The sequence below is a fragment of the Streptomyces sp. NPDC000345 genome (genome assembly GCF_042898825.1).
Lineage (GTDB): Bacteria > Actinomycetota > Actinomycetes > Streptomycetales > Streptomycetaceae > Streptomyces.
In genome coordinates, this window is the sequence record NZ_JBIAZE010000024.1 from 118,650 (window position 1) to 130,946 (window position 12,297).

The 12,297-nt window shown below is 75.3% G+C and carries 4 protein-coding genes; 2 read left to right on the forward strand and 2 right to left on the reverse strand.

Annotated features, from left to right (window positions below; translation table 11 throughout):
- The first annotated feature begins 66 nt into the window (after positions 1-66).
- On the forward strand, positions 67-1,035 hold the full coding sequence (locus ACFY30_RS37655; protein WP_390849644.1) for an ABC transporter ATP-binding protein: 969 nt from the start codon (positions 67-69) through the stop codon (positions 1,033-1,035).
- A gap of 3 nt (positions 1,036-1,038) precedes the next feature.
- The gene (locus tag ACFY30_RS37660; protein WP_390849645.1) at positions 1,039-1,806 is read left to right on the forward strand and encodes an ABC transporter permease; all 768 of its coding nucleotides are present in this window, start codon (positions 1,039-1,041) and stop codon (positions 1,804-1,806) included.
- A 56-nt stretch (positions 1,807-1,862) separates the two neighbouring features.
- Here ACFY30_RS37660 and ACFY30_RS37665 read toward each other — a convergent pair whose 3' ends face one another.
- Complete coding sequence (locus ACFY30_RS37665; RefSeq protein ID WP_390849646.1) at positions 1,863-2,909, reverse strand: ketoacyl-ACP synthase III family protein; 1,047 nt, start codon at positions 2,907-2,909, stop codon at positions 1,863-1,865.
- An 82-nt stretch (positions 2,910-2,991) separates the two neighbouring features.
- Positions 2,992-12,294 (reverse strand): SDR family NAD(P)-dependent oxidoreductase, encoded by a 9,303-nt coding sequence (locus tag ACFY30_RS37670; protein WP_390849654.1) that lies wholly within the window; start codon positions 12,292-12,294, stop codon positions 2,992-2,994.
- Positions 12,295-12,297: the final 3 nt, after the last annotated feature.

The following is a 12,297-nucleotide window of genomic DNA, read 5'->3' on the forward strand; positions in this document are numbered from 1 at the left end:
GAGAACCCCTAGACATGTCCCGGTGGGGACCGGTGGGAAGCGGTGGTTCCGCCTAGCGTGGACCGCATGATCGAGCTTGCGGGAGTGACCAAGCGGTACGGCGAGAAGGTGGTGGTCGACGACCTCACCTTCACCGTGCGGCCGGGCTGTGTCACCGGATTCCTCGGCCCCAACGGAGCGGGCAAGTCCACCACGATGCGGATGATGCTCGGTCTGGACCGCCCCACGGGCGGCCGGGTCCTCATCGACGGCGAGCCCTACGCCCGGCTCAGGGAACCGCTGCGCCGCATCGGCGCGCTGCTGGACGCGAAGGCGATGCACGGCGGCCGGAGCGCGTACCAGAACCTCCGGTGTCTGGCCCTCAGCAACGACATACCGCTCTCGCGGGTCGGTGAGGTACTTGAGGAGGTCGGGCTGGGCGCGGTGGCCACGAAGCGGCCCAAGGGCTTCTCGCTCGGGATGGGGCAGCGGCTCGGCATCGCCGCGGCGCTGCTCGGAGATCCGGAGATCGTGATGCTGGACGAGCCGGTCAACGGTCTCGACCCGGAAGGCATCCACTGGATCCGGACCCTGATGAAGCGGCTCGCGGCGGAGGGCCGCACGGTGTTCGTCTCCAGCCATCTGATGAGCGAGATGGCGCTGACCGCCGATCACCTGGTCGTCATCGGCCGCGGCAGGCTGCTCGCCGACACCGGCATGCAGGAGTTCATCGACCGCAACTCCCGTTCGTCCGTACGGATCCGCACCCCCGAACCGGAGAAGCTGCGGGACGCCCTCGCCGCGGCCGGCATCACGGCCACCGAGACCGCCTCGGGTGCGTTCGAGGTGACCGAGGTCCCGGCGGAGCGGCTCGGTGAGCTGGCCCTGGAGCACCGCGTCCTGCTGCATGAACTGAGCCCGCAGCACGCCTCGTTGGAAGAGGCGTTCATCGCCCTGACCGGTGAGTCGGCCGAGTACCGCACGGGCGCGCCCACCGCCGACGCCGCGTCGGGCGCCGCCGGGAACACGCCGCAGACCATCGGAACGGAGTCCTGACCCATGTCCGCACCCACCGCGACCCTGCGCTCCGAGTGGGCCAAACTCACCACGGTCCGCTCCACGGGGTGGACCCTGTTCGCCGCCTTCGCGGTCACCGTGGTCTTCGGCACGCTGATCAGCGCGCTGTCCAACGCCAACTACGACGACCTGTCGCAGCAGGACAAGCAGGCCTTCGACGCCGCCGGGACCAGCTTCACCGGCGGGCTCCTCGGCCAGCTGGCGCTGATCGCGTTCGGGGTCATGGTGATCGGCGGCGAGTACAGCACCGGGGCGATCCGCAACTCGCTGGCGGCGGTGCCGCGGCGCGGCCTCTTCTACGTCAGCAAGATGGCGGTGGCGACGGGCGCCGCCCTCGTCGTCAGCATGGCCACCAGCTTCGTGACCTTCTTCGCCGGACAGGCGGTGCTCGGCTCGCACAGCACCACCATCGGCGCGCACAACGTGCTCCGGGCGACGCTGGGCGCCGGGCTCTACATGACGCTGATGGCCGTGTTCTCGATGGGAGTTGCCACCATGCTGCGCAGCTCCATGCTGTCCATGGGCATTCTGATGCCGTTCTTCTTCCTGGTCACCCAGATCCTGACCTCGGTGCCCGGCGCGAAGAAGGTGGCGCACTACCTCCCCGACCAGGCCGGCGCCGCGATGGCGCGGGTGGTGCCGAGGTCGGACGTGCCCTACGGGCCGGGGGGCGGTCTGGTCATCATGCTGCTGTGGGTGGCAGCGGCGCTGCTCGGCGGCTACCTCGTGCTGCGCAACCGGGACGCGTGAGCCGCACCCGGCCAAGGACCCGGCACCGCGTCCTCGTGGTGCCGGGTCCTTGGCTGTCAGTCCTGGGCCCAGTCCGGGATCTCCAGGACGGTCAGGACGGCCGAGGTGGAGACCCAGCCGGCCGCCGACGTCGTCATCAGGATGTTGTCGCCCGGGGACACCAGCCCGTTGACGAGCAGGTGGTTGAGGGAAACCGCCATGTCGCAGGCGCCCATGTGCCCGTACTCCTTGCCGAAGTGGGCGGTGGAGCGCGACATCGGCAGGCCCAGCGGCTGCATCTTCGTCTGCTCGACCATGAGGGAGTCGCTGTTCGCGGCGACCACCCAGCGCAGGTCCGACGCGTTCAGCCCCGCGTCCACCAGCGAGCGGTGCACCAGGTCCAGCTCGAAGTCCCGGATCATCTCCATGCACTTGTCGAGCGGCATCACGTGCTGGTTGAAGTACATCAGCAGGTCCAGCGTGCCGGAGGCCTTGCGCTCCTCCCCGCGGAACGGCAGCAGTGACTCCTCTCCCCGGTGCCACTGCTCCAGTTCCGGCATGGTGCCGGAGTTCACCGCCCGCAGCGCCGCGAACCCGCCCTCGCGGCTGAGCAGGACGGCGGCGCCGCCGTCGCTGGCGGTGAAGCCGGTGCCGAAGCCGCGCCACCGGTCGATCAGCGGGCTGGTGAAGTTCTCCGCCGCCGTCACCAGCGCGGTCTCGGCGCCCGCGGCTCCCGTCAGCTGTCCGACGGCGACCTCGATGCCGGCCAGCAGCCCGTTGGAGTGCTGGCGCACGTCCGTGCTCGCCACTCCGCTCGCGCCGAGCTCACGCAGCACGTACCCGGGCGGGTAGAACCCCTCGGGGCCGTGCTGGACGGCGGTGCAGTGCACATGGAAGTCGAGGTCGTCGATCTCGCTGCCGGACCGCCGAAACGCGTTCCGGGCGGCGAGCACGGCCATGTCCAGCGCGGGCAGGTCGCCCGCGATGTAGGCGGTGGTGAGCCCGGTCGCGTACTGGATGGAGAATTCGTCGTAGAGGCCTTGTTCGACGGCCTCCTCGACGGTCACCCGCTGCTCCGGGATGTAGACCCCGACCGTGTCGACGTAGACGCCGTTCGTCTTCATCTGTGGCTGTTCTCCTTGGTTGTCGTGAGGGAGGTCGTGTCGGACGCCGGGCGGCTGACGGGCACGGGCGGGGGTGCCGGGGTCATCGGCGCAGCAGTTCTTCCTTGAGACGCGTCACCAGCAGTACGGGCGTGTCGGCCTCGAACAGCAGGGCGGCGGGCAGCCGGAGCCCGGTGGTCTCGCGCAGCCGGTTGCGCAGGGCGAAGGCGGTGAGCGAGTTGAGGCCGATGTCGCGGAAGGCACGGGTGTCCTCGACGGCTTCCGGCGAGGGGTAGTCGAGCACCGCCGCCACGTCGGTGCGCACGAGGTCCAGGAGGACGGCGTCGCGCTCGGCGTCGGCCAGCCCGGCGAGGCGGCGCCGGAGCAGGCTGAGGGCGCCTGCGGCTCCCGGCCGGCCGGCCCGGCGCCGGGCCGGTGGTCCGGCCAGGCCCCGCAGCGGCGCGGGCAGGCTCGCGTCGCCCGACCTGCCGAGGAGCGTCCCGGTGTCCGGGCGGAGCAGGACGGCGGTGGGGGCCTGCGCCGCGCACGCGGCGTCGAACAGGTCCCGGCACGCGGTCCGGGTCAGCCGGCCGATCCCCGCAGGCGTGGCGCTCGCGGCACGGTCCTGACCGTCCCAGGGACCCCAGGCCACCGACAGCCCGGGCAGGCCCTCGGCGTGGCGGCGCCGGGCCAGGGCGTCGAGGAAGGCGCCCAGGGCTGCCTCGTCGCCCCGTCCCGCCGCCCCCAGCGTGCCGGCGGCGGACGAGAGGAGGACCAGGGGCACCGCGGCGGGCCCGGACCGGCCGGGCGCCGTCAGCTCGGCGAGGTGCAGGGCCGCCCTCAGCTCCGCCTCCAGCGGCTCCTCGTCCGCGTCCGCCGGGTCGTCGGTCTGCCGGCGCTGCGGCACCTGGGCCGCGTGCACGACCGCGGTCAGCGGGTGCCCGGCGGGCACCGCGGCCAGAAGCGCGGCCGGTGACCCCGGCGAGGCCGGATCGCACTCGGTGACCGTCACCTCGGCTCCGCTCCCGGTCAGTTCCGCCGCGAGCCGGGTGAGCTCCTCGCCCCCCGCCGGGGCTCCGAGCAGCAGACGGCGTACGTCTCCCCGGTCCGCCAGGTGCCGGGCGATCTCGGCGCCGGCCGGCCGGTCGGCGCCGGTGACCAGGACGGTCCCCTCCGGGTCGGTCGGCAGGCCCGCCCCGACGGCGACGGCGGGGAGGGCGGGGACGGCGGGGACGGCGACCAGCCGTGGAACGCGTACGGTGCCCTGGACCAGGGCCAGTTGGGGTTCGGGGAGGGCCAGCGCCGCCGGCAGGGCGCGCCAGGAGGCACGCTTGCCGTCCAGATCGGCCAGGACCAGCCGGTCCGGGTCGGCCGACTGGGCGGACCGGATCAGGCCCCAGACCGCGGCGACCGCCGGGTCGGGCGCACGGGTGCCGTCGTCGGCGAGCGAGCCGCGGGTCAGGACGACGAGCCGCGCGTCGGCGAACCGGTCGTCGGAGAGCCACTCCCCCGCCAGTGCGGCGACGTCCCGCACCGCGGTCGCACCGGTGGTGTCCCCGGGCCCGGGCACACAGCCGGTCAGGACCGCCTCGGGCACGGCCGCGCCGGAGTCCAGCGCCTTGGCGAGCGCGGTGAGGCTGTCGTAGGACTCGGTGTAGACGCCCGCCTTCATCAGTGCCGCGCGAGCGCCGAGCGGGTCGGGTCCGACGAGCGCCCAGCGGGGCTTCTCCGCGGGCGCCGCGCACCCGGTCTCGGGCCATGCGAGCCGGAAGAACGGACCGTGCTGTGCGGTGCGGGCGCCGGTGAGCCGTGCCGGGTCGGCTGCCCCGAGCCGTATCCCGCGGACCGACGCGACGGGCCGTCCCGTGTCGTCCGCGGCCTGCACGGCGACGGTGTCGGTCCCGGTGCGGGTCAGCCGGACCCGCAGCGACGGGGCGCCGACGGCGTGCAGCGCCACCCCGTGCCAGACGTCCGGCAGGTGCGGAGCGTCGGCGGCGGGGGTCTCCCCCGTGGGGGTGAGGGTGCGCAGGGCGATGTCCAGCAGCGCCGGGTGCAGGCAGTGGGAAGCGGCCTGCGGCCGCTGTTCGGCGGTCAGGGCGACCTCGGCGAACATGTCGTCGCCTCGCCGCCACAGGCCCCGCAGGCCCTCGCCGGCGGGCACGGGCAGGTCGGCCGGGTCGGCGGGCTCGGCGTCGGCGGGCGGCCAGAGTTCCAGGTCGAAGGCGGCCGGACCGACCGCGGGGCACAGCACCGCCCGGGCGTGGCGGGTCCAGGGCGTGCCGGGCAGGGCGTCCGCGCGCCGGGAGTACACCCGCAGGGGGCGTTCCCCCGACGGCTCCGCCTCGCCGACCGTGACCCGCAGCCGGATCTCGTCCCGTTCGGGCAGGACCAGGGGATCCTCCGGGGTCAGTTCGAGGACGTGGTCGCATCCGACCCGTTCGCCGGCCTGGAGGGCGAGTTCGACGAACACCGTCCCGGGCACGGCCTGCGGGGCGGCCCCGGCGTGGGAGGCCGGCCACGTATGTGCGGCGCGGGACAGCGTGCCGGTCAGCACGAGCCCGCCCGGCTCGGGCAGTTCGACGACCGAGTCCAGCAGCGGGTGCCGGTCCGCCGGACCCGTGGTGGCCGGGTCGGTGCCGGAGCGCGGGGCGGCCGCCATCCAGTAGTGGCGGCGGTGGAAGGCGTACGTGGGCAGCGGGATCCGGCGTGCCCCGGTGGGGGCCAGCACGGTGTCCCAGCGGACGTCGACGCCCCGGACGTGCAGCTGCGCGAGGAGGGTCACGAGGTCGAGCCCGTCCGGGCCGGTGAGCGGCAGCAGGTCCGCGCGCGCGTCGGGCTCGGCGCCGCCGTGAAGGGGATGGCCGTCTCCGTCCGGCTCGCCGAGGACGACCAGCGTGCGGTGGCCGCTGTCGAGCAGTGCTCGCAGCGCCTGCCCGGGCCGGCCGGGATCCCGCGCCAGAGCGGCGGCCCACTGGGCGGCGCCGGTCTCCTCCCCGTCCAGCCAGCCGCCGGTCGCGGCCGAGCAGAACGGCGTGCCTGCGGGCGTGAAGGCGACCTGTGGCGCGGGCTCGTCCGTCGTCCGGCTGTGGTGCACCGCGAGCCGGGCGCCGGCTTCGAGCGGGAGCAGTCCGGCGGCGCAGGCCGCCGCGATCTCGCCGTCGCTCCGGCCGGTCACGGCCGCGGGCTCGATGCCGTACGAGCGCAGCAGTTCGGTCACCGCGACGGCCACCGCCCAGCCGAGGGGTCCGGCGATCTCCGGCCGGTGCCGCCAGTCGGGGGCGGTGCGTCCCGCGAGGACGTCGGCGGGGGTCCAGTCGACCAGCCCGGACAGGGCGCGTCCGCAGGCTTCCAGTGCCTCGGCGAACACGGGGGCGGAGTCGGCCAGCGGTGCGGCGCTCGCCGTCCACCGGGCGTCGGCGGCCGGGAACGCGAGGACGAGGGCGGGCTGTGCGGAGCCGGCCGGGGCGGTGCCGCTGACGACCGGGGCGTCGGGCTCGGTCCCGTCCGCCAGCGCCTTCAGGGTGCGCAGCGCCGTGTCGTGGTCGGGGACGGTGAGCACCGCGCGGTGTTCGAGGGCGGAGCGGGTGGTGGCGAGCGACAGGGCCACGTCCGCCAGCCTCGTCGCCGGTTCGTCCGTCAGGAACGCGTGCAGGCGGGCCGCCTGGCCGCGCAGTGCCTCGGCACTGCGCGCGGAGAGCGGCAGCGGCATGCCGCCGGGCGGCTGCGGAGTCCCGGTCCGGGCGTCGTCGGCGGTCCGGGCATCGGCAGGGGTGTCGGGGGCGCCGATGGCGTCTTCCCCGTCCCGGGGCGGCTCCTCGATGATCACGTGGGCGTTGGTGCCGCTGATGCCGAAGGAGGACACGCCGGCCCGGCGCGGGCGGTCGCCGGGCGGCCAGGGCACGTCCTCGCGCAGCAGCTCCACCGCGCCGGCGGACCAGTCGACGTGCGGGGAGGGCGGGTCGGTGTGCGGGGTGCGGGGCAGGACGCCGTACCGCATCGCCATGATCATCTTGATGACCCCGCCGGCGCCGGAGGCCGCCTGGGTGTGGCCGATGTTGGCCTTCATCGAGCCCAGCCACAGCGGCCGCGCACGGTCCTGCCCGTACGTGGCGAGGACCGCCTGTGCCTCGATCGGGTCGCCGAGCGGGGTGCCCGTGCCATGGGCCTCGACGGCGTCCACGTCGGCGGCGGCGAGTCCGGCGGAGCGCAGCACCTGGCGGATCAGGCGCTGCTGGGCGGGTCCGCTGGGTGCGGTCAGTCCGTTGGAGGCGCCGTCCTGGTTGACGCCGCTGCCGGCGATCCGGGCGAGGACCGTGTGGCCGCGCCGGCGGGCGTCGGAGAGCCGCTCCAGGAGCAGCAGGCCGACACCCTCGGCCCAGTTGGTGCCGTCGGCGTCGGCCGAGAACGGCTTGCACCGGCCGTCGGCGGCCAGGGTGCGCTCCCGGCTGAAGGCCAGGTAGGGGTCCGGCTGCGACATGACCGCCACACCGCCGGCGAGCGCCAGGTCGCACTCCCCGGCGCGCAGGGCCTGCGCCGCCAGGTGCAGGGCGACCAGGGAGGACGAGCAGGCGGTGTCCACCGCCACGGAGGGGCCTTCTAGACCGAAGGCGTACGACACCCGGCCCGCGGCCACGTTGCCGGCCGTCCCCATCTGCATCCCGGACGCGTAGTCGTGATAGGTCACGCCCGCGAACACGCCGGTGCGGCTGCCCTTGAGGGAGGCGGGGGCGATCCCGGCCCGTTCGAACACCTCCCAGGAGGTCTCCAGCAGCAGTCGCTGCTGCGGGTCCATGGTGAGCGCCTCGCGGGGCGAGATCCCGAAGAGCTCCGCGTCGAACTCGCCCGAGTCGTAGAGGAATCCGGCTTCGCGGACATAGGTGGTGCCGGGGCGGTCGGAGTCCGGGTCGTACAGCGCGTCGAGGTCCCAGCCGCGGTCGGCGGGAAACGGGCCCAGTCCCTCGGCTCCCGCGGCGACCAGGCGCCACAGCGCCTCGGGCGAGTCGGCCCCGCCGGGGAAACGGCATCCCATGCCGACGATCACCACGGGGTCGTCGTCGGGTCGGGCGGTGTCGAGGCGGGCGGGGGTGTCCTCGTCCTCGGTCCGCTCCCCGTCCAGGCCCAGTTCCGTGGCCAGGTGCCGGATCAGCGCGCCGGAGGTGGGGTGGTCGTAGACGAGGGTGGCGGGCAGGCGCAGTCCGGTCTCCTGCCCGAGCCGGTTGCGCAGGTTCACGGCGGCCAGCGAGTCGAAGCCCAGCTCCTTGAACGGTTTGTCGGAGCCGACGAGGTCGGCGCTGTCGTAACCGAGGATCGCGGCGACCTGGCCGGTGACGAGCTCGGCCACCGCGCGGTGCCGCCGGGCCCGGGGCAGGGAGGCGAGCCGCTGGGCGAATCCGCCGCCCTGGCCGGTCGCGCCCGCCGCGCCGCGCCGGACGGTGACACGCAGCAGTCCGCGCAGCAGCGGGGGCAGTTCACCGGCTTCGGCGCGCGAGCGCAGGGTGCGCTGGTCGAGGCGCATCGCGAGCAGCAGCGCCCGGTCGGCGGCGATGCCGGCGTCGAACAGGGACAGGCCCCGCTCGGCGGAGAGGGGGATGACGCCCTGGGCGGCCGTTCTGGCCGTGTGGGCGGGGTCCAGGGCGGCCGTCATGCCGCCGAAGCGCTCCCAGGGCCCCCACGCGAGTGAGGTCGTCGGCAGTCCTGCCGCGCGGCGGTGCTGGGCCAGGGCGTCGAGGAAGGTGTTGGCGGCCGCGTAGGTGGCCTGTCCGGGATTGCCGAGCAGGCCGGCCGCCGACGAGAACACCACGAAGGCGGAGAGGTCCTGGTGCCGGGTCAGCTCGTGCAGATGGGCGGCGGCGGTGGCCTTGGCGTCGAAGACGGTGGCCAGGCGCTCCGGTGTGAGCGAGGTGAGCAGGCCGTCGTCGAGCACACCGGCGGTGTGCACCACCGCGGTGACCGGGTGCCCGGCCGGGACGGCGGCGAGGAGGGCGGCCAGCGCCGCGCGGTCGGAGACGTCGCACGCCTCGACCGTCACCTCGGCGCCGAGCTCGGTCAGTGCGTCGCGCAGCCCCGCCGCGCCCGCGGCCCGGGGCCCGGACCGGCTGACCAGCAGCAGCCGCCGTACGCCGTGCTCGGCCACCAGATGCCGGGCGGTCAGGGCGCCCAGCCCGCCGGTGCCGCCGGTGATCAGCACGGTCCCTTCGGGTCCGAACGCCGGCGGTGTTCCTTCGGCGGGACGCGGCGCGCGGACGGCCCTGGGAGCCAGCAACGCAGCGCCGCGGACGGCGAGTTGGGGTTCCTCGCCCTGGAGGGCGGACAGGGGCGGGGAGTCGGGCGTGTCACGGTCGACGAGCAGGAAGCGGCCGGGGTGCTCCGACTGCGCCGTGCGCACGAGCCCCCAGACGGGGGCGTGGACGAGGTCGGGTACGCGGTCCTCGGGTACGGCCGCCACGGCGTGGCAGGTGAGCACCACCAGCCGGGATCCGTCGAGCCGCTCGTCGGCCAGCCACTGCTGGAGGGCGGCCAGGACGGCCGCGGTGGCGTCCTGGGCCGCGGCGGCGAGGCCCGGACCGTCGTCGGGGTGGTCGGCGGAGGCGACCGGCAGCAGCACGGTCGTGGGCGCCGGCGTGCCCTCGTCCAGGGCGGCCCGCAGCGCGGCGAGGTCGTGGTGGACGCGGACGGGGAGACCCTGCTCGGCGAGGCGGGCGGCAAGGGCCGCGCCCTGCGGGGCGAGCACCGCCCAGTCGCCGCCCTTGCCCGCCGCGAGTCCCGGGTCGGCGGCCTGACCGGCCACCGGCGCCCACTCCAGCACGTACAGTCCGTCGGCCCGCCGGTCGGCGGCCGGCGCGGAGATGGCGGAGCAGGTCAGGGAGACGGAGCCGACGGTGGCCAGCGGCAGCCCATGGGTGTCCGCCAGGGTGAGCGAGACGCGGTCGGTGCCCGCGCCCGTGACCCGCAGCCGGGCGGCGCCCGCTCCGGTCGCGTGCACGGTCACGCCGTGCCAGACCTGCGGCAGTGCGACGCGGCCCTCGCCCGCCTCGGGCGCGGCCCACAGGACGGTCTGCAGCGCGGCGTCGAGCAGCACGGGATGCAGGCCGAAGGCGGGGGCGCCACCCTCGCGCGGCTCCTCCGGGACGGCGAGTTCGGCGAAGAGTTCACCGCCGCGGCGCCACAGGGCGCGTACCGCGCGGAAGGCCGGGCCGCGGGAGTGGCCGCGCAGGGCCAGCAGGTCGTACAGGTAGTCCACGTCGACGGGTTCGGCCCGCTCGGGTGGCCAGACGTCGGTCTCCGGAGCGTCCGAGGCGGGCTGGGCGGTGGTGGAGAGGATGCCCTCGGCGTGGCAGCGCCAGGGCTGGTCGCCGTCCTCGTCGTCCGGGCGGGAGTGGACCGTCACCGTGCGCCGTCCCGTGTCGTCGGCGGCTCCGACCAGGATCTGCATCCGCACCCCGCCCTGTGGGGGCAGCGGGAGCGGCTCACGGAGGGTCAGCGTCTCCAGGGCGGTGCAGCCGGCCTCGTCGCCCGCCCGTACGGCCAGTTCGACGAGGACGGACTCGGGCAGCAGCGCGCTGCCCGCCACCTCCCGGTCGGCGAGCCAGGAGTGCGAGCGCACGGACAGCCGGCCGGTGAGGAGGACACCACCGGCGCCGGCGAGTTCGACGGTGGCGCCGAGCAGCGGGTGCCGCGCGGCCCCGAGGCCCGCGGCACGGATCCCGGCGGCGCCGGACGCCGTGGCGGGCAGCCAGGCGCGACGCCGCTGGAAGGCGTAGGTGGGCAGCGTCTCCGGCGGCGGGGCGGGGGTGTCCGTGCCCTTGGCCGTGCCTGTGCCTGTGAGGAGGCCGGTCCAGTCGACGGCGGCGCCGCGGGTGTACAGGGCGGCGAGGGCGGTCTCGAAGGCGCGGGGTCCGGGCTGGTCCTTGTGCAGGGCCGGCACGGCGAGCACCTCGTCCTGGGCCGGCAGGCTCTGCGCCGCGAGGGCGGACAGGGTGCCGTCGGGGCCGAGTTCCAGGCAGCGGGTGACGCCGAGGCCGGCCAGGGTGCGGACGCCGTCGGAGAAGCGGACCGCGTGCCGGACGTGCCGCACCCAGTAGTCGGGGTCGGCCAGGGCGTCGGGGTCGGCCGGGCGGCCGGTGAGGTCGGACACGATGGTCAGGCGCGGCGGATGGAACTCCAGCGACTCGGCGATCCGCCGGAAGTCGCGCAGCATCGGTTCCATCAGGGGCGAGTGGAAGGCGTGGCTCACCCGGAGGGCGGTGGCGCGGTGGCCGTTCGCCCTGGCCTGTTCCGCGATCTCCTCGACGTCGGCGACGACGCCGGCGATCACCGTGGCGCGGGGCGCGTTGACGGCGGCGACACCGACCCGGTCGGTGCGTCCCTCCAGCAGGGGCAGCACCTCGGCCTCGGGAAGCTGGAGGGAGAGCATGGCGCCGCCCTCGGGGAGCGCCTGCATCAGCCGGCCACGGGCCACCACCAGCCGGCAGGCGTCGGCGAGGGACCAGACCCCCGCCGCATACGCGGCCGCCAACTCGCCGACGGAGTGCCCGAGAAGTACGTCGGGACGTACGCCGAAGGACTCGGCGAGCCGGAACAGGGCGACTTCCAGGGCGAAGAGCGCGGGCTGCGCGTACCCGGTGCGGTTCAGCAGATCGGCGTCCGTGCCGAACACCACGTCCTGCAAGGGGCGTTCGAGGGTGGTGTCGACCTCGGCGCACACCTCGTCGAAGGCGTCCGCGAACACCTCGTAGGTCTCGTGCAGTTCCCGGCCCATGCCGAGGCGCTGGGAGCCCTGCCCGGCGAAGAGGAAAGCGGTCCGGCCGCTTGCCGAGGCCGAGCCGGTGACCAGGCCGGGCCGGGCGTGGCCGGCGGCCAGGGCGTCCAGGCCGCGCACCAGTTCGTCGCGGTCGGTGCCGAGCACCACGGCGCGTTCCTCGAACACGGACCTGGTGGTCAGCAGCGCGGCGGCGGTGCGCGCCGGGTCCGTCGCCGGGCGGGACCGTACGAAGTCGGCGAGCCGCCGGGCCTGCTCGCGCAGGGCGGCGGGGGTACGGCCGGTGACCCTCCAGGGCACCGCTCCGGACGGCAGGCGCAGGGCCTGCGGCACGGGACCGGGCGTGCCGGGATCCGCACCGGGCTCGTCCGGGGCCTGTTCCAGCACGACGTGGGCATTGGTGCCGGAGACGCCGAAGGCGGACACCCCCGCCCGGCGCGGACGGTCCGCCTGCCGCGGCCAGTCGGTGTTCTCCTGGACCAGCCCGACGGCACCGGCCGTCCAGTCCACGCGGGTGGTGGGCTCGCCGGCGTGCAGGGTGCGCGGCAGCAGACCGTGCTGCATCGCCAGCACCATCTTGATCACACCCGCCACCCCGGCCGCCGCCTGCGTGTGCCCGATGTTCGACTTCACCGACCCCAGCCACAACGG

Coding starts and splice junctions, on each gene's coding strand:
- ACFY30_RS37655 (WP_390849644.1), top strand. CDS start 67: ATGATCGAGCTTGCGGGAGTGACCAAGCGGTACGGCGAGAAGGTGGTG.
- ACFY30_RS37660 (WP_390849645.1), top strand. CDS start 1,039: ATGTCCGCACCCACCGCGACCCTGCGCTCCGAGTGGGCCAAACTCACC.
- ACFY30_RS37665 (WP_390849646.1), bottom strand. CDS start 2,909: ATGAAGACGAACGGCGTCTACGTCGACACGGTCGGGGTCTACATCCCG.